This window comes from Pseudomonas sp. PDM31, assembly GCF_019218965.1.
GTDB lineage: Bacteria > Pseudomonadota > Gammaproteobacteria > Pseudomonadales > Pseudomonadaceae > Aquipseudomonas.
Window position 1 is genome coordinate 61,768 of the sequence record NZ_JAHUWS010000019.1, and the last position, 18,645, is coordinate 80,412.

The 18,645-nt window shown below is 57.5% G+C and carries 14 protein-coding genes and 2 pseudogenes; 10 read left to right on the forward strand and 6 right to left on the reverse strand.

Annotated features, from left to right (window positions below):
- The first annotated feature begins 4 nt into the window (after positions 1-4).
- The 3 genes from KW839_RS26645 (at position 5) to KW839_RS26655 (ending at position 3,169) form a co-directional block, all read left to right on the forward strand.
- The gene (locus KW839_RS26645; RefSeq protein WP_218425966.1) at positions 5-1,528 is read left to right on the forward strand and encodes a catalase; all 1,524 of its coding nucleotides are present in this window, start codon (positions 5-7) and stop codon (positions 1,526-1,528) included.
- Positions 1,525-2,088: a cysteine hydrolase family protein gene (locus tag KW839_RS26650; protein WP_218425967.1), complete on the forward strand. Its 564-nt coding sequence runs from the start codon at positions 1,525-1,527 to the stop codon at positions 2,086-2,088. Before KW839_RS26645 ends, KW839_RS26650 begins: the two co-directional genes overlap by 4 nt.
- 133 nt (positions 2,089-2,221) lie before the next feature.
- Complete coding sequence (locus KW839_RS26655; RefSeq protein WP_256352859.1) at positions 2,222-3,169, forward strand: helix-turn-helix domain-containing protein; 948 nt, start codon at positions 2,222-2,224, stop codon at positions 3,167-3,169.
- Between the two features lie 10 nt (positions 3,170-3,179).
- Here the strand turns inward: KW839_RS26655 and KW839_RS26660 are convergent, their stop codons facing one another.
- On the reverse strand, positions 3,180-3,587 hold the full coding sequence (locus KW839_RS26660; protein ID WP_218425968.1) for a helix-turn-helix transcriptional regulator: 408 nt from the start codon (positions 3,585-3,587) through the stop codon (positions 3,180-3,182).
- 378 nt (positions 3,588-3,965) lie between these two features.
- On the opposite strand from KW839_RS26660, the gene KW839_RS26665 reads away from it, so the two are divergent.
- A complete protein-coding gene (locus KW839_RS26665; protein WP_218425969.1) occupies positions 3,966-4,790 on the forward strand; it encodes an alpha/beta fold hydrolase in 825 nt (274 codons plus the stop codon).
- Between the two features lie 135 nt (positions 4,791-4,925).
- Positions 4,926-5,093: a hypothetical protein gene (locus tag KW839_RS26670; protein WP_218425970.1), complete on the forward strand. Its 168-nt coding sequence runs from the start codon at positions 4,926-4,928 to the stop codon at positions 5,091-5,093.
- Positions 5,094-5,129: 36 nt separating this feature from the next.
- Here KW839_RS26670 and KW839_RS27835 read toward each other — a convergent pair.
- Positions 5,130-5,338, reverse strand: a pseudogene (locus KW839_RS27835) (MFS transporter); the annotation flags it as partial.
- Between KW839_RS27835 and KW839_RS27840 the strand changes: the two are divergent.
- The 3 genes and pseudogenes from KW839_RS27840 to KW839_RS26680 all read left to right on the forward strand — a co-directional run.
- A pseudogene (locus KW839_RS27840) lies at positions 5,338-5,538 on the forward strand (transcriptional regulator); the annotation flags it as partial. The pseudogenes KW839_RS27835 and KW839_RS27840 sit on opposite strands and share 1 nt — an antisense overlap.
- 622 nt (positions 5,539-6,160) lie before the next feature.
- Entirely contained in the window at positions 6,161-6,442 is a 282-nt protein-coding gene (locus KW839_RS26675) for a hypothetical protein (protein WP_218425971.1), read from the forward strand.
- Between the two features lie 90 nt (positions 6,443-6,532).
- Positions 6,533-6,868 carry a hypothetical protein gene (locus KW839_RS26680; protein ID WP_218425972.1) on the forward strand — a complete coding sequence of 112 codons (336 nt, stop codon included), beginning with the start codon at positions 6,533-6,535 and terminating at the stop codon, positions 6,866-6,868.
- Between the two features lie 183 nt (positions 6,869-7,051).
- Here KW839_RS26680 and KW839_RS26685 read toward each other — a convergent pair whose 3' ends face one another.
- Together KW839_RS26685 and KW839_RS26690 are read right to left on the reverse strand one after the other, a co-directional pair.
- Positions 7,052-10,126 carry an Ig-like domain-containing protein gene (locus tag KW839_RS26685; protein WP_371318118.1) on the reverse strand — a complete coding sequence of 1,025 codons (3,075 nt, stop codon included), beginning with the start codon at positions 10,124-10,126 and terminating at the stop codon, positions 7,052-7,054.
- A gap of 341 nt (positions 10,127-10,467) precedes the next feature.
- Entirely contained in the window at positions 10,468-13,482 is a 3,015-nt protein-coding gene (locus tag KW839_RS26690; protein WP_371318120.1) for an Ig-like domain-containing protein, read from the reverse strand.
- A gap of 1,104 nt (positions 13,483-14,586) precedes the next feature.
- On the opposite strand from KW839_RS26690, the gene KW839_RS26695 reads away from it, so the two are divergent.
- Together KW839_RS26695 and KW839_RS26700 are read left to right on the forward strand one after the other, a co-directional pair.
- Positions 14,587-15,234 carry a hypothetical protein gene (locus tag KW839_RS26695; RefSeq protein WP_082457460.1) on the forward strand — a complete coding sequence of 216 codons (648 nt, stop codon included), beginning with the start codon at positions 14,587-14,589 and terminating at the stop codon, positions 15,232-15,234.
- Between the two features lie 217 nt (positions 15,235-15,451).
- Positions 15,452-17,242: a SulP family inorganic anion transporter gene (locus KW839_RS26700; RefSeq protein ID WP_218425973.1), complete on the forward strand. Its 1,791-nt coding sequence runs from the start codon at positions 15,452-15,454 to the stop codon at positions 17,240-17,242.
- A 68-nt stretch (positions 17,243-17,310) separates the two neighbouring features.
- Here KW839_RS26700 and KW839_RS26705 read toward each other — a convergent pair whose 3' ends face one another.
- The gene (locus tag KW839_RS26705) at positions 17,311-17,574 is read right to left on the reverse strand and encodes a hypothetical protein (RefSeq protein WP_218425974.1); all 264 of its coding nucleotides are present in this window, start codon (positions 17,572-17,574) and stop codon (positions 17,311-17,313) included.
- 156 nt (positions 17,575-17,730) lie between these two features.
- Positions 17,731-18,096: a YcgJ family protein gene (locus tag KW839_RS26710; RefSeq protein WP_218425975.1), complete on the reverse strand. Its 366-nt coding sequence runs from the start codon at positions 18,094-18,096 to the stop codon at positions 17,731-17,733.
- Between the last annotated feature and the right edge of the window lie 549 nt (positions 18,097-18,645).

The window sequence follows — 18,645 nt, forward strand, 5'->3', positions numbered from 1 at the left end:
CCGTATGAACGATAAAACGCTTACTCACGCCACCGGTGCACCGGTGGTCGACAATCTCAATGTCCAGACCGCCGGGCCGCGTGGGCCAGCGTTGTTGCAGGACATCTGGCTACTGGAAAAACTGGCGCATTTTGACCGCGAAGTGATTCCTGAGCGGCGCATGCACGCCAAGGGTGCCGGGGCTTACGGCACCTTTACCGTCACCGCCGACGTCAGTCGTTATTGCAAGGCCAAAGCACTGGCCGAGGTCGGTAAACAGACGCCAGCCTTTGTGCGTTTTTCCACGGTGGCCGGGGAGCGTGGGGCGGCGGACGCCGAACGTGATATTCGTGGGTTCGCAGTGAAGCTGTATACCGAGGAAGGCAACTGGGACATCGTGGGCAATAACACGCCGGTGTTTTTCTTTCGCGACCCCCTGCGGTTTTCCGACCTCAATCATGTGGTCAAGCGCGACCCGCGCACCGGGCTGCGATCAGCGACTAACAACTGGGATTTCTGGACGCTGCTGCCTGAAGCATTGCATCAGGTGACGATCGTCATGAGTGATCGGGGCATTCCCTCCAGTTACCGGCACATGCACGGCTTCGGCAGTCATACCTTCAGCCTGATCAATGCACGAAACGAGCGCGTGTGGACCAAGTTTCATTTCGTGTGTCAGCAAGCGATTACCAATCTGAGCGATAGCGAGGCGGCACAGGTCGTTGGCAATGACCGCGAAAGCCACCTGCGTGATCTCTATGAATGCATCGAGCGCGGGGAATTTCCCAGCTGGAAATTGTGCATCCAGACCATGACTGAGGAACAGGCACGTGCGCACCGGCACAACCCGTTCGACTTGACCAAGGTCTGGCCCCATGCCGAGTTTCCGCTGGAGGAAGTGGGCATTCTGCAATTGAACCGTAATCCCGACAATCATTTTGCCGAGGTGGAACAAGCGGCGTTTTCTCCGGCCAACATTGTGCCGGGAGTGAGTTTTTCTCCTGACAAAATGCTCCAGGCGCGCCTGTTTTCTTATGGTGACGCGCAGCGATATCGCCTCGGCGTGAACTTCAATCACATTCCGGTCAATGCGCCGAAATGCCCGTTCCACAGTTATCACCGTGACGGGGCGATGCGCACAGATGGCAACCTCGGCTCGACATTGTCCTACTACCCCAACAGCTTCGGCGAGTGGCAGGACCATCAGCACCTGCACGAGCCTGCATTGGCGCTTGAAGGCGATGCGGGACATTGGGATCAGAGCGTCGTCGAGGACCATTTCGAGCAACCCGCAAATCTGTTTCGCCTGATGACGCCGCTTCAGCAACAGCAACTCTTCGACAATACGGCGCGGGCTATGGGCGACGCGCCGGTCATGATCAAGCATCGACATATCGTCAATTGCTCCAAAGCCGATCCGGCCTATGGTGCCGGTGTGGCAAAAGCGTTGGGCTTGAATCCGGTTGCGCAGGAGTCACAAGCGACGCATCCGGAACCGGACAATCAGCCCACCCCATTTGGCAACCTGTCATCCGGAGAAAGATCATGAGCAATGGCGATTCAAACAAAAAAGCACTGGTGGTCGTTGATATCCAGAACGACTATTTTCCGGGAGGCCGATGGGCGCTTTCCCACGTCGAGGAGGCCGCCGCACAGGCTGCGCGGGTGATTGAACGGTTCCGCGAGCGGGGCGACCTGGTGGTGCATATCCGCCATGAGTTCAAGGACGACAATGCGCCCTTTTTCCGCCCAGGCAGCGAAGGCGCGCAAATACACGACAGCGCGAAGAATCGCGAGGACGAGCCGGTGGTGCTCAAGCACTTCATCAATTCGTTTCGTGAAACCGAACTCAAAGCCATCCTCGACCGCCACGGCATCAACGAGATCGTAGTCGTCGGCAACATGAGCCACATGTGTGTGGATGGCATGACCCGCGCAGCCGTAGATTTCGGCTACACCACCACTGTGTTGCACGATGCGTGCGCCACGCTGGATCTTGAGTTCAACGGGGTCAAGGTTCCCGCCGCGCACGTGCATGCGGCGTTCATGGCCGCGCTCGGTTTCGGTTACGCGCCAGTCATTTCCACCAGTGAATACCTGAGCCGCTGATCCGTTTGACCGATCGGGCAGATGGACGGCCATGCGCGTCCATCTGCCTGCCGTTTTCGTCGTCTACGCTCATCACCTGGACCGAATTGGCACGGAGGCTGCTTTCCACTGTACGGGTTCAGTGAGGTGGGCGATGCAGCTGATCTGCTCGGAGTTCGACGAGTTCGAAGAGGCGTTGTACGGGGTGCAAGGCCGCTACGTGCTGCGTACTCGGCAGCAACGCGACTGGCAACTCAGCGTTGTCGATTTGGACGGTGTGGCACTGATGAGCGGGCGCGAAGGCGCCGGCACAGTCTACTCAGGCATTGGCCTGCCCGGTTACTTCAACATCTTCCTGCCGCTGACGGGGCATGAGTCCACCGTGGTCGATGGCCATGCCTTCAACCGCCGACGAATCGGCTGGATGGTGCCCGATGCCATGTTCCACATCAACGCGAAATGCCCGGCCAGTTGGCTGACGGTGGCGATGTCCTGCGAGTCAGTGCTGAGCTGGGCATCGGTCCGTGAAGATGAGTTCGACTTTTGCGTGTTGCATCGCAACTTTGTCGGCAACGCCCAGCGCAATCTCGGCCCATTGTTGTGGCTGGCGCGTCGTCTGTTCCACATCGAGGCCCATTCCCCCGAGGTGCTGCATAACGAGGGTGCGCAGGAAGCTGCGCGCCGGGAGGTGATGGATGTGGTGTTCCGCATGCTGTTGCCCATAGACCCGCTGCACGCCGCACCACGGCACCATCGCGACCACAAGGAAATACTCAAGCGTGCGCTGGAACTGCTCGATACGCTGCAGATCCAGCCGGTTTACACCGAAGACATCTGTCAGGCGACCTGCGCCTCGGAACGTACGGTGCGCAATGTCTTCAACGAATACCTGGGCATGAGTCCGCATCGCTATCTGATGATTCGCCGCTTGCATGGGATTCGCGACGCCATCCGTCATGCAGGCCCCGAAGATACGATTACCAGCATTTGTGCACGCTTCGGCGTGTGGGACTTTGGCCGGCTCGCCAGTCTGTACCGCCAGTATTTCGGAGTGCCGCCGGCGCAGTGGCTTAAAGCTGCGAGGGCGTTGAACCGACCCTGAGCGCTCGCGTTCACGGCAGCGTTCGCATCAGGGTTTTTTTGGGGTATTCACCGAACAAACCGTGGTAATCAGAGGCCATGCGGCCACTGTCGGAAAAGCCGAAGCGCAGGGCGATCTGGCTGACGGACTCGGTATCCGGATTAGCCATGGACAACGCTACACGGACCAAGTGCAGACGGCGAATGTGCAGGTAGCGATTAGGCCCGACGCCAAACATTTCCTTGAAAATCGAGCGCATTGTGCGTTCGCTGACATCCGCATCGCGGCACAGCTCGGACAACCTGATCGGCTGCTCTTCATGGTGTTGCAGTAGCTCCATCACCCTGGTGATGTTGGCCTGGCGCGTCGTCTGTTGCCCGCCGGAACGTGCCATCGGCGCCGGTGCGGTTTTTGGACGGGGGAGCGGGGGCTTTTCCATTTCAACCTGCTATCAAGCTCGGTCAAGTTGACCAAGAGTCTGCCCATCCGAGTGTTGGGTCTACGTAAAACAGGCAAGTTTGCGAAGTTTTCTCAGGCAATTGCAGGGTTTTGAGCTCTGCGCGCAACCTTGCAACTTGCCGAATTTACGTAGTCAGTGCCTGGTCGATTTGCGCATGCTGTGAGCGTAACTGGTGCCCATGGGCTGGCGGGAATCATGACAAATCGAAAATCCGGAATCGATGAAGCTCGACGTTCTCTCATCAAGGGGGGGGCAGCATTGGCGGTCGGCTCTTTACTGCCAGGCTTCAGCCTGGCGACTGCGCAATCTCCTACACCCGCTTCCAACCCGACAACTTTCCCTGGAGTGCATAAATCCATGAGTACCTTCACCACCAAAGACGGAGTGGAAATCTATTACAAGGATTGGGGCAAGGGTCCGGTTGTGGTCTTCAGTCACGGCTGGCCGCTCGATGCAGACAGCTGGGAGTCCCAGATGTATCACCTGGCCGCCAATGGCTGTCGCTGCATCGCCCACGACCGGCGTGGTCATGGCCGTTCCAGCCAACCCTGGGACGGTAACGACATGGACCATTACGCGGATGACCTGGCTCAGTTGCTCGACCACCTGGATGTGAAGGATGTGACGCTTTTCGGTTTCTCCACGGGTGGCGGCGAAGTAGCGAGGTACATCGGGCGTCATGGGTCCAAACGAGTTAAAAAGGCAGGGCTCGTCTCTGCGGTGCCGCCACTGATGGTTAAAACCGAGGCCAATCCCGGCGGGTTGCCGATAGCCGTATTCGACGGCATTCGCGCCGGTTTCCTGGCCGACCGCTCAAAGCTGTTTATCGATATCCCGAGCGGGCCGTTCTTTGGATACAACCGTCCCGGTGCGACGCCGTCGCAAGGCGTGATCAATGCCTGGTGGCTGCAAGGTATGCGCGGCGGTCACAAGAACACCTACGACAGTATCAAGGCGTTTTCGGAAACCGATTTTACTGAGGACTTGAAAAAGTTCGACGTGCCGACCTTGATCATTCACGGTGACGACGATCAAATTGTTCCCATCGATGCAGCGGGCCGGGCATCGGCGAAGCTGATCAAGAACAGCAAGCTGATTGTTTATGAAGGTGCGCCCCACGGGATTACCGATACCCATAAGGAAAGGTTGAATACTGACCTTTTGGCGTTCGTGCAGTCTTGATAAGGACACGGCCGAACAGGCGCGTCGGACCTTCGACGCGCTGCCGGTGTATCTGTATGCCTGAGTATTGACTGAGGGGCATGGTGCGCCTATACAGGTGCCCAATTCACAGTTCAGTCAACGCAGGTAACGTAAATGAGCGAAGAGATTGATATTCCTGAACCCGAGCATGACCATCTGCTCGATCATGAATTCCACGATCAAGAGCCATGGGTTGAAGAAGATGCCCAAGGCATTTTAGACGATGAAGACGAAGAACTTTATAACCTTGACGATCTGGATTCGATTGATCAAGAGCAATGAATTATCAGGTTCAACCCGGCCGTAGTGACTGTTCTTTCAATCACGTGAAAGAACCCACAGCACCAAAGCTGTCGCGCTGATCAACGCGCCAGCAAACTCACTGCCATCCAGCCCCAGAGCGCATAAACCTGGGTCGCAGCTGCCGCCCCCAGCGCGCTGCCGACCGAGTAGAAGCACATGTAGGCACCGACCATGCGACTTTGGGCGTCGGCTCGAGCAGCAAAAATCAGGCTCTGGTGGGTAAGGACGGGAGATCTTTCCGGTTGTAGTCAGCATGAGACAGTGGGGCGAGCGTTTCCTTTTCGGGCCGCAGGAGGCGCGTTCGGTGCTGTTGGACAACGAGTCCGGACAGCCTTTGATGGCGATCGATGTCCGCTCATCAAGCGGTCAAAAACTTGGGCCCTCTGAATGCCACAGGGTGAAATTTGTTGATGGCGAGTTCTGAATTGATCAAATACCGGCGTACGCAAAGTGGTTGCAAGTGGCCTGAGTTACGCACTTCTTTGGTTTTAACCGGGTTTCGCAACCTGGCTGCCACCGTAGAAGAATAAATAATAATTATTGAGTGTACTCTTCATCTGCTCCGCCAATCGCAATCTGCTGCGAAAGTATTAGTTTATCTACGCCGATAATTTTTAACCAGCTTGATTAACATCCGGAACAGTCGCTTTGTCAGGTAATCAAATCGCCATTGTTTGCGTTATCTCATTGTTCCCGGTGCGGTTGTGAACGTAGAGATGCTGAACTGGCCGACCAGGCTTTCGTCGCCTGGTACCACGCTTTTGCTCGCACATATCGCATATTGACAGTCAACTAACTGGGGCCCTACCATGTTGCCTCGTCGGATTTTATGCGCTTGCGGTTAGTCTGGCATATTCGCGTGTTGGCAAATAAAACGAAAAAAATCGGTATTCCTTGTGCTGCGTATTGTACTTGCCACAACAGTGGCTTACATCTCAATGATTTGATACCCGATGACGTAGTGGATTATGGCGCAGGCACAGTATGTAGAGGCCTGTAGCTAGTCCGCAGGTGTCTCTGTATCAGCTGAACACGAGGAATGAAGATTGAAAAAGCTGCTTGTCCTGCTGGCCCTGCTTTCACCCTTTACTGCAATTGCGGGTGAACCGGACCACGTTGCCGTTTGCGATAAAATCAGGTCAGATGTCACGCGCGACTACGATGTATACAATTTGGTGCTGGTGGACAAGGGCAGTTCATATGCAGCAAATGAAGAGCTTGTGCTCTGTGTGTATGATGGTACTGTCCGGAAATTTCACGGTGAGAGCGCTGTAAGAGTAATGGCTACGCTGGATATCGCCAGCAATAAGCTAAACGTCTTGCTCTGATATTGATATTGATATTGCTTGGGTGAAAGGGGTCAGGGCTTTGGCCGTTCAGGTGGACTGATTGAGTTGGTTGCTCTGTTTGAGAATGCAATGAAAAAGTTTCTGCTCGCCCTCGTATTGCTTATGCCGTGTAATATACTGGCAGAGAGTTTTCAGATTGAAGAATCAGAAGAATATGCTGATAAGACGACCCGGGATATTTGTACCGGCTTAATGCCGGATATTGCAAAAAACTATCGTGTAAAAGGTTTGGAGTTGCAGCCGTTCGACAATCCATATATAAATAAAACAACTTTGACTTGTACCTATAGGGCAGTCACTCATGATTTTCATTCTGGCGAGCTGAGTCGTGATCGGGTTGTGACTGTTTTGGCCTTTCTTGATGTTGGTACAAGTGAAGTGTCGGTCCAGGTAAGCGCGTTCTAGTTGTACATTTCCAGGAGCCCGTGCGCAATTCCGGAAAGTTGGGTTTACTCACGATGCAGGAGTTACGAGCCGGTCTGCGGATTCAAGCGTGACTAAAAAGCCCGACCATCGAGTCGGGCTTTTTTGACTTTAATCCAGGGCCTCATAACTTATGAGGCCCTCCCTGATTGCCGACGCCTCGTACTACCTGACCACCACGGACACCGTAGCCGGGGTCGACACCGCGGTCTTGGTATCGATGGCTTGATAGGTAAAGGTCGCGGTGAACGGCGCGGCGACTGTGGCCGGGCGGGTGTAGATCACACGCAAACCGTCGGTGCTGACCGTGCCTCTGCCCGCGGCCGGTTGCGTCAGCCCCACCACTCTAAGTGGCACATTCCCGTCAGGATCGCTGTCGTTGGCCAGGACGTTGATGGTCAGCGGCTGGAGGACGGCACTGGTGGCGCTGTCGGGATTGGCGACCGGTTTTTTGTTGTCGGTCTGGCCGGTGCGGAATATTGGCAGCGCAGCTGAGCTCACGTAGGTGACGCCGTCCCAGCCGGGCAGGGGAGCTGGCATCAACTGGAACTGGCCAGGGTTCTCGAGATCCCAGCGCAGTAACATCGAGGTGTCTTCGTGCTGGGTATTGTGGCAGTGCTCCATGTAGGTCCCGGCGAATTCGCGGAAGCGCACGGCAATTTCCACTTCCACCGAACTTTCCTGCTCTCCACCGACGCGAAAGACGTCTTTGCGCGCCCATTTTTCCCATTCCGGTGGCGCCTTGCCGTCGCGGTTAAGCACGATGCCTTCTTCGAAATGCACGTGCACCGGATGGCTCCAGCCTTCGCCGCCATTAATGATTTTCCACACTTCCAGGGTGCCGTCGCCGCTGAAGCCGCCGCTGGTAGGGCCGGTGGACAGTTGGGGGGCCGCGCTGAGGCGGCGGGCATCAAACCTGCTACCAACACTGCCGTCGGTCTTGATGGTCCAGGGTTCTTCGTCGGTGCCGTCGGAGCGACCGAAAATGAATTCGCGATGCCGTGCCGCTTTCAGTTTGGCCTGCATCGTCGGGTCGTCGCGATTGAGGTGCAGCGGGATCATTTTCTTGCCGGCCGGTTTGCCCGGTTTGGCGGGTTCGTAGTCGGCAGGGTTCATGGCCACGTCCTGGCCGGAATACGGCTGGACTACCATCTGCATGAATCTGCCCACCACCGGGTCGCCGCCGTCCCATTGCAGCCCGTTACTTCCCAGCTTGAGCACGGCTTTGTACCTACCGGCCAGTACATCGGCCAGGCTCGGCGGTGCAAGCTCCGGCCCCCTGCCGCCCTGATGCGCCATCAGGTTGACGAAGTACAGCTTGTCACCGGTTTTGATCCCGTGTTTGGCAAAGTTGACGATGATGTCGTAACGCTCGGCGATCGCTTGTGTTGGCAGAACGGCATTGTGTTCCTGCAGGTCGCCGTCGGCGTCCAGGTCCATGCTGCCGTCGAACGGTACGGCGTGTTCCATGATGTTACCGTCGTTGCCGATCATGTGGATCGGTACGCGGGTGTAAGACACGCCGGAACCAGCCGGGCCGGGGAGTTCGCCACCGGTGCCGGCGACTTCACGCACCAGCGCGATCTTGAAGTAACGCGACACCGAGCCGTTGAGGAGGCGGAAACGATAGCTGCGCGCGCGCACTTTCAAGGTCGGCTGGTATTGCCAGTTGACCAGGATCTGATCGCCGAGGAAGCCGTCGTTGTTGAACGGGTTAAACCACAGCTGGCCGTCCTTGTCCCAGGCCTTGTCGGCAATCATCAGGTTGACGTCATAGTCGCGGTTGCCCCAGGGCAACGCCGAACCGCTAGGCAGGCGCAGGTTGACGCCGTCCTGCAGCGCCTCGTTGCCACGGTCCAGGGCGCTGTAGTAGTTCATCATCGCCGCGTTGCCCTTGTAGACATTCTGGGCAGTGAAATCGAGCATGTGGTCGTGGAACCAGTGGGTGCTCATGGTTTCGCGCCAGTCGCCACGGATCTTGATGCTGCCGTTGTTGCAGGTCTTGAGGCCCGGAGTGGCGTCGTTGACGAACAGGGTTTCGCCCGGGGAGCAGGGGAACGCCGCGCGCGGGTCCTGAGCGGTGGTGTTGATGGTGTCGTAACCGGCCAAAGGCAGCGGCCAGCGATAGTCGTAGTATTGCCCCGGAAAGAAAAACGCATTGGTATAGCCATCGCTTTCGGCGGGGGAGTGGCCGTTGTGTTCGTGGGTGCTGAGGGTATGCAGGCCGAAACCCATGTTGGCCGCGGGGTCGATCGGCAAGGCGTTGTAGTGACGCATCAGCACCGGTTGGCCGTGACGTACCATCAGCAGTTTTACCGGAAAGGTGCCGTCGAATGTCCATAGCGCCTTGTGGTTCTGAATCGGCATTTTGGGGTGAAAACGGGTGTCGATGCCTTTGGTCGTGCCTGCAATGACCGGGTTGTCGGAGGTCTGGTTGTAGAGCCCGCCAGGCCCGAACTCACCGACGGCGTAATTGTGCATCTGCCGGCGGTCGCGCATGCCGCCGTTGATTTTGGCGCCCGCTTGCACGGTTTTGAAGGCAACCTGGGGGTAGAACTCGTTCCAGCGTTGATGGGACCAGCCTTTTCCTGGTGGACGACCCTCGGCCGACGAACCAACCGGGCGGCGGTTGAGGAAGGCTTCGATCGGCGCTTTCCAGGGGTTGCGGTCGAGCACATTGGAATACTGCGACGGAAACGGATACAGCCCCGGCTGACGCATGAAGGCTTCCAGTGCCGCGCTTGAAGGGCCGCTGCGAGCGATGCTGTTGGGGTCTTGCGTAGGCGCCGGGCCGGCGAGGGGCACAGGGAACGTCAGTGGCGGTGCGGGCAGGGTCGGGTCGAGTTTTTCCGTGCCGAATTCTTCGAACAGCAGCAATTGCTGGGTGTATGGCAGGGCCCCGAACAATGGACTGGGCTTGCCGTTGGTGGGAATTTTGAATGATGTCTGCAGACTTGGCGGCAGCACGTTCTCGGCGGTCGGGGTCTTGCGGTCGCCCCACATGCCGTTGGGCAGGGCCAGGGAGCCCTGGTTGGTTCTCGGCATGGTCTTCAGGGCTTCCAGGGCCGCAGCCGGGTCGGCGGGCGGGTTGTAGAAGGCCGAAGGGTCCGTTGGTGGTGGCTGGCTGACATCGTCGAGCGGCGCAGCGTCGGCGGTGGTCAGGGTCAGGAGCATCGCATAGGGCAGGCTTGACCTGCGTAGCAAATAGATGGAATTGCATGGTGGAGTCGCGCGTTTCATTTTTTACACCCCTCGCCTGAGGCCACGCTGTCTCCATGGCCGGAACGACAGCTGTTACAGGGGGAGGGTGCAATTAATAAGCCATTACCGTAGGGCGAGCGAAAAGCTCAAATTAACTAACGGGTGATTTATGGGTGTTACATGCGCGGACACACCACAGGTGGGGGAAATTCCTCTAATCTGGTGAAAAGCGCCCGGTTTTGGTGGGTGTAGCTCCCCATTTATGGAGGGGTGGCTAGCGCGGCCCACCGTTCGACAGCTACCTGATTTGTCGATTGGCCTGCAACCCAAGGGCCTCAAAATCTCTGAGGCCCTCGTCTGCAAACGGCACTGTCAGCTCACTACGGCGCCGAGACCGTTACGGACACTGTCGCCGGAGTCGACACCGCAGTCTTGGTATCGATGGCTTGATAGGTAAAGGTCGCGGTGAACGGGGTGCTGACGGTGGCCGGACGTGTGTACACCACGCGCAATCCGTCGGTGCTGACCGTGCCTCTGCCGGCGGCCGGTTGCGTCAGCCCCACCACTTTGAGTGGCACATTACCGTCAGGGTCGCTGTCGTTGGCCAGGACGTTGATAGTCAACGGCTGGAGTGTGTTGCTGACGGCGCTGTCGGGATTGGCGATCGGTTTTTTGTTTTCGGTCTGGCCGGTGCGGAAGGTCGGCAGCGCAGCGGAACTCACGTAGGTGACGCCGTCCCAGCCGGGCAGGGGCGTTGGCATCAACTGGAACTGGCCGGGGTTCTCGACGTCCCAACGCATCAGCATGGAGGTGTCTTCGTGCTGGGTGTTGTGGCAGTGCTCCATATAGGTCCCGGCAAATTCGCGGAAGCGGATGGCAATCTCCACGTCCATCGTACTGTCGATGCCTTCACCGATGCGATAGACGTCCTTGCGTGCCCATTTTTCCCATTCCGGCGGCGCCTTGCCATCGCGGTTGAGCACGATGCCCTCTTCGAAATGCACGTGCACCGGATGGTTCCAGCCGTCGCCGCCGTTCCTGATTTTCCACACTTCCAGGGTACCGTCGCCGGAGAATCCGGCAGCGGTCGGGCCGTTGGCCAACTGCGGGGCGGCGCTAAGCCGGCGGGGGTCCATCCGATAGCCTAAAGCGCCGTCCATCTTGATCGTCCAAGGCTCTTCGTCGGTACCGTCGGATCGGCCGAAAATGAACTCGCGATGCCGTGCTGCGTTCAGTTTGGCCTGCACCGTCGGGTCGTCACGATTGAGGTTCAGCGGGATCATGATTTTACCCACCGGCTTGCCTGGCTTGGCGGGTTCGTAGTCAGCGGGGTTCATGCTCACGTCCTGGCCGGAGTACGGCTGGACCACCATCTGCATGAATTTGCCCACTACCGGGTCCCCGCCGTCCCATTCCAGCCCATTGCTGCCCAGCTTGAGCACGGCTTTGTACTTCCCTGACAGCACATCGGCCAGGCTCAGCGCTGCCTGCTGGGGTCCCCGGCCGCCCTGGTGCTCCATCAGGTTGACAAAGTACAGCTTGTCGCCGGTCTTGATCCCGTTTTTCGCAAAGTTGACGATGATGTCGTAGCGCTCTGCAACGCCTTGGGTAGGCATGATGGCGTTGTGGTCCTGCAGGTCGCCGTCGCCGTCCAGGTCCATGCTGCCGTCAAACGGTACGGCGTGTTCCATCAGGTTGCCGTCGTTGCCGATCATGTGGAACGGCACCCGGGCGTATGACAACCCGGAACCTGTCGGCCCTGGGAACTCGCCACCCGTGCCGGCGATTTCACGTACCAGCGCGAACCTGAAGTAACGCGACACCGATCCATTGAGGATGCGGAAACGATAGCTGCGCGCGCGCACTTTCAGGCGCGGCTGGTACTGCCAGTTGACCAGGATCTGGTCGCCAATGAAGCCATCGGTGTTGAACGGGTTAAACCACAGTTGACCGTTCTTGTCCCAAGCCTTGTCGGCAATCATCAGGTTGACGTCATAGTCGCGGTTGCCCCATGGCAGCGCCGAGCCGCTGGGCAGGCGCAGGTTGACGCCGTCCTGCAGGGCTTCGTTACCACGGTCCAGGGCGCTGTAGTAGTTCATCATCACCGCGTTGCCCTTGTAGACGTTCTGAGCGGTGAAATCGAGCATGTGGTCGTGGAACCAGTGGGTGCTCATGGTTTCGCGCCAGTCGCCACGGATCTTGATGCTGCCGTTGTTGCAGGTCTTGAGGCCAGGAGTGGCGTCGTTGACGAACAGGGTTTCTCCTGGGGCGCAAGGGAACGCCGCGCGCGGGTCCTGAGCGGTGGTGTTGATAGTGTCGTAACCGGCCAACTGGATCGGCCAGCGATAGTCGTAGTACTGGCCCGGAAAGAAATAGGCGTTGGCATAACCGTCGCTTTCAGCGGGGGAATGCCCGTTGTGTTCGTGGGTGCTCAAGGTGTGCAGGCCGAAACCCATGTTGGCCGCCGGGTCGATCGGCAGGGCGTTGTAATGACGCATCAGCACCGGTTGACCATATCGCACCATCAGCAGTTTTACCGGAAAGGTGCCGTCGAAGGTCCAGAGCGCCTTGTGGTTCTGAATCGGCATGTTGGGGTGAAAACGCGTGTCGATGCCTTTGGTCGTGCCGATCGCGAGGGGAGTTTCCGACGTCTGATTGTAGAGCCCACCGGGCCCGAACTCACCGACCGCGTAATTGTGCAGCTGCCTGCGGTCGCGCATGCCGCCGTTGAGTTTGGCGCCGGCTTGCACGGTTTTGAAGGCGACCTGCGGGTAGAACTCGTTCCAGCGTTGATGTGACCAACCCTTTCCTGGCGGACGACCTTCGGCCGATGAACCGATTGGCTGGCGGTTGAGGAAGGCTTCGATCTGCGCTTTCCAGGGGTTGCGGTCCAGTACGTTGGAATACTGCGAGGGAAACGGGTACAGCCCCGGCTGGCGCATGAAGGCCTCCAGTGCCGCGCTAGAAGGGCCGCTGCGCGCGATGCTGTTGGGGTCTTGCGCAGGCGCCGGACCGGCAAGGGGCACGGGGAAGGTCAGCGGTGGCGCGGGCAGGGTCGGGTCGAGTTTTTCCGTGCCGAATTCTTCGAGCAACAGTAATTGCTGAGTGTACGGCAGGGCCCCGAACAACGGGCTGGGCTTGCCGTTGGTGGGGACTTTGAATGATGTCTGCAGGCTTGGCGGCAGCACATTTTCGGCGGTCGGGGTCTTACGGTTGCCATAGGCGCCATTGGGCAGGGCGATCGCCCCCTGGTTGGCTGGTGGCATGGTTTTCAGGGCTTCCAGGGCGGCGGCCGGGTTGGCGGGCGGATTGGTAAACGCCGAGGGGTCCGTCGGTGGCGGCTGGCTGGTATCGTCGAGCGGCACCGCGTTAGCGGTGGTGAGGGTCATGAGCATCACGCAGGGCAGGCTCGATCTGCGTAGCAAGTCGATGGAACTGATAGGTGGAGTCGTGCGTTTCATTTTTCACCCCTTGGCTAACGCCCGGCCGTCTCCACGTTCGGGACGACAGCTGTTGCGGGTACAAGGGGGAGTGCAACTAATGAGCCATTAAATTATTACTGAATGTTTCATGATGAAGGGGAGTGGGAATGGGGGAAAATCCGCTGATCTGGGGGTAAACACCCCCGTTGGGTGGGTGAGATACCCCATTTTTGGTGCCGCTTGCCGCTTGCCGCTTGCCGGTTTCGGTAACCCGCTTGTGTGCTTAGGCGAATTGCAGCTGGGTAATCGACAAACCTTCCGACCACTCGCTTTGCAGTGTTTCACCGATGAATCACTGTGCAGATTCCTGGTCATAACTGCGACCAACATCGCGAACAATTGCAGTCTTCGATGGTACACAACTACTGTGCTTTCGATGACCGAAGTCAACAGGTTCTTTCTAACAATGGAAGTAGCTATGGAAGCGAAAATTTGCTGGTGAAACATCTTTGGAGATACCCACGATACTGTTTTAAACGCTGGCTCTTGTGCCGCATCTGGAGTTATTAGTGCCCGCAGACAAGAGAGTAAGTTGCGCCATCGGTCGGTTCCAGTGTATTGGGTTTATGGCTCAATCAGGAAACGATTCAGCCCTGTAGCTCCGCAGGTTTCAGCCTGTCAGACTAGGCTGCGCAGGCGCGTGGGCAAAGTGCCGCCTGTCGGTCGCGCTGCCCAAAAAATGAACGATTGGGATATGCTGGGCTCCTATTTTCCAGCAGACGAATCCGAACTTCGAGTCTTCGTGCTGCACTCCCTAGTAAAAAATGGACGTTGACCTCATTTGCATTGAATGGAATGCACGTGGGGATTTTTTTACCTGATAATCTGGAGCGAATATATGAACTCATCCCTTGGCTCGCTGGGCGAGTCGCACTCTCTTGTAATTTAAAATAATCGAATTGTTTTAATTGATGTGAGCTTGATATTTCAAGTGCGTCCAACTAATTCGCACATTTGAAATCTGATCAGCTTTGCACTGCTACATAATGTGGAGATGTAATCGTGGATATTAATACAATGATCGGCCTGCTGGGCCAGAAAGAATCCATGGAGTTTTTGCGTTTAGGTGTGGTGTATGTCCACCTGTTGGCTTGTTGCGTAGCGATTGGCCTGGTGTTCGCCAGCGATGCGGCAATGGTCAAGGATTTGTTTAAAGGTCGCGTGTCGGCGGGGCACGATAACGAACACATGGCCAGTCTTCAGAAGTCTGTGGCCAACGCGTTGTTTTTTTTGTGGGTCACCGGTGCTGCGGTCATCGGCATTGATTACCTTGAAAAGGGAATGACCTATTTTGCCAACCCCAAACTTCAAGCCAAAGTCATTATTGTTTTGTTGCTGACATTCAACGGCATGTTGTTGCACCGCTTTGTACTGCCTGCAATGCTCAAGGCCGGGTCGCTTCTTGACCTCCAGGTCGGCGTGCGAATGTTTGCCCTGTTCGCTGGTGCACTGTCGGGTGTGTCCTGGTTGTATGCCGCGATGCTCGGTGTCGGTCGACCGCTGGCCTGGAAATATTCGCTCACCGAACTGCTGATGGCCTATCCGGTGTTGATCATCCTCGGCTTTACGATGATGGTGGCGCTGACTCAGTGGGCACGTAAACGCAACGCGGCAGCATCGGCCCAGGAAACTCCGTGGCTGTTTGCAGGAATCCTTGCACGATGAGCTGACGACATTCAGGGTGACGAGTGAAATCGCCTGAATCTGTCAAACAAAACCCCTCTCTGTGAGGGGTTTTTTGTTGGGAGGCAAAACATGCAGGCGCGGGGCACGGCGGATGAGCACAAAGCGGCCTACGCTATTTACCTGACAGCGATTCTCTCTTCGTCAGGCTCCATCACATTGATGTGAAGCAGGCCGTGCAGCCAGGGGCCACTCTCCTATGAGCCATTCAGATGCTTTACCGCCGGCCCCGGAACCGGGCCGGATTGCACATCGGGACTCGAGCAGGCGTCCGAAGGGCTGGATGCACTGGCTTCCCGGGCTTGTAACGTTGCGCGGATACCAACCGGGCTGGCTGCGTCACGACATCATGGCTGGACTTGTGCTCACCACCATGCTGGTCCCCGTTGGCATTGCCTATGCCGTGGCATCGGGTGTGCCGGGTATTTACGGGCTCTACGCGACCATTGTTCCGCTGCTGGCTTATGCCTTGTTCGGCCCCAGCCGGATCATGGTGCTGGGGCCGGACTCCTCGCTGGCTGCGGTTATTCTTGCCGTGGTCCTGCCACTGTCGGGCGGCGACCCGCACCGGGCCATTGCCCTGGCGTCCATGATGGCGCTGGTGTCAGGGGCCGTGTGTATCCTGGCTGGCATCATGCGTCTGGGCTTCATTACGGAGCTGCTGTCCAAACCGATTCGCTATGGGTATATGAACGGGATCGCCGTTACCGTGTTGATCAGTCAGATGCCGAAGTTTTTCGGTTTTTCAATCGAGTCCACCGGCCCGCTGAGAAACATATGGGCCATTGTCACCGCAGTGCTGGATGGCAAGACCAACTGGGTCACCTTCATGGTGGGTGCAGCGACTTTGGCGGTGATCATTTTGCTCAAGGGCAACAAGCGTTTGCCCGGAATCTTGATCGCGGTCGCCGGTGCGACCGTGGTCGTGGGTGTGCTGGACCTGGGGGCGAGCGCGGGGGTGTCGGTCCTTGGTGCGCTTCCCCAAGGTTTGCCTGCATTCGCCATTCCCTGGATCACTCGTGAGGATATCGTTCCGGTGCTCATCGGCGGCTTTGCCGTCGCCCTCGTCTCGTTCGCTGATACCAGCGTTCTCTCGCGTGTCTATGTGGCGCGGACCCGCACTTATGTCGACCCCAACCAGGAGATGGTCGGGCTCGGTGTCGCCAATCTCGCCGCCGGTTTTTTCCAGGGTTTTCCAATCAGCAGCAGTTCCTCGCGTACCCCGGTGGCGGAGGCCGCAGGTGCCAAGACCCAACTGACCGGTGTTGTCGGCGCGTTGGCGGTCACCTTGCTGCTGATGGTGGGGCCAAACCTGTTGCAGCATTTACCCACCAGCGCCCTGGCGGCGGTGGTCATCGCATCGGCCATCGGACTGATTGAAGTCGCTGACCTGCGACGCATCTATCGCATGCAGCGCTGGGAGTTCTGGTTGTCGATCGTCTGCACCATCGGGGTCGCGGTGTTTGGCGCGATCGAGGGAATCGGTCTGGCCATCGTGATTGCCGTCATCGAGTTTCTTTGGGGTAGTTGGCGACCCTATTCTGCGGTGCTGGGGCGCGCCGATGGGGTCAAGGGTTATCACGACATTCAGCGTTATCCCGACGCACACCGGGTACCCGGGCTGGTGCTGTTCCGCTGGGACGCCCCTTTGTTCTTCGCCAATGCCGAGGCTTTCCATGACCGGGTGCTGGATGCAGTGGCCGCATCACCAACACCGGTGCGCTGGCTGGTCGTCGCCGCAGAGCCGGTCACCAACGTCGACGTGACTTCCGCCGACATGCTGGCTGAACTTGATGAGACCTTGCACGCAGCGGGCATAAAGTTGCGCGTGGCCGAGATGAAAGACCCGGTCAAGGACAAGCTCAAGCAATTCGGGCTGTTCGCCAGACTAGGCGAGGCCGCGTTCTTCCCGACCATAGGTGATGCGGTCGACAGCTATCTGGCGACTCATCCGGTGGATTGGATGAGGCAGCAGGGCGACTATCATTGATGGGTGTCGGATTCTTCGGCAGTCGAATCCGACCATTCGCATCAGCAATATTCGTTTACCGTCATCTATCAATATTTGATGTCCCTCGCGGTGCGGCGGGTATCCTGCTTGGTACTGCGCTTTTCCTGGCGGCAGTCAACATTGCTCTTGTCGCTGCTCTTTCTGCAGTCATCCTTGGTTTGCCGGGCGGTGGAGCGACCTTCCTGCCTGGTATCGCGCGCTTCACGCCGTTGTTCGCCTTGCTCGGTCGCCTGTGCCGGTACCGCCAGCACCTGTAAGCCAGCTGCGATAAGCAGTGTCGCCAGGGTCATCAGGTAGTGCTTGCGAATCATGATATTCCTCCAATACAACCCAAAAAACACTTCGTGGCAGATGAATCCTGACAATAGGACCACATAGGCCGTCCTGCAAGGACTGTCGCTCGTCAAGCAGCCGAGAGGACGCGACCGGCCGGGGACGCGTCGAGGTATTACGGATAAATGGGGCGGTTATTCGCCAAACAGCAGTTTGGTGTATTTGCTGGAAATGGCTCCGGTGCGCTGGCCATCCGCGCCATAGTAGCGATCTTCACGGCATAGCCGCTCCTTCACGTCGCAGAAGATACCGTTGGCAAAAGTAAACTCAGTCAGATCAACTGACTGCATCGAGAACAGCTTGTTCGAGGCGGCTTTCTCACCTAGATATTTGGCTGTGAGCTCGCGAGAGATCCCCTGGTCATTGGCGCATACATAACGGTCGCAAAGCACCCCCGGCGCTGGCGACTTATTGTCGGCTGCTTGCCTGGCGTGAGCAGTGGGCATTACGGTCATGGCCAACAGCAGGGATAGAGAAAACGAAAGGTGCGATTTATTCATAAGCTGGTTAAGCCTCCTGGTCGGTCAGCATCTTCCATCTGGCGAGGGCATTGAGACGGCTTCGACTTCAAGTCGACCTTTTTCAGTTGGAGCCCGGACTTCGTACCGATCGGAAATCCAGAGGGGAGAGGGGCGGCGGCTGTTGCCGCCATCTGAAAGGTGCCTGACTTAGTGGCTGGATCGCTTTTTTAGTTCCGGTGCCGCGCAGGTCCGTTCATGCAAGGGTTGTGATGAGGGTCAGGAATTCGCTTCTATATATAGAAGAAGGGAATCGGTCTTTTTCGCGGTTTTTGAGGTTGTTGATAGAAAATCCAAATCAACCCTTGACGGCAGATTCTGGAAGCCTATAATTCGCCCCACTTCCGGCGCAGTCGAAGCGGAAAACTCCTTGGTAAACAACGAGTTACGCAGTTTTCGACAGTAAGTTGCTTCAGTTCATCGAAGCCGAAAGGGAGTTGAAAAAGAGGTGTTGACAGCAGCGTGTAACGCTGTAGAATTCGCCTCCCGCTGACGAGAGATCGAAAGCGCAAGTGGTTGAAGTTGTTAAGG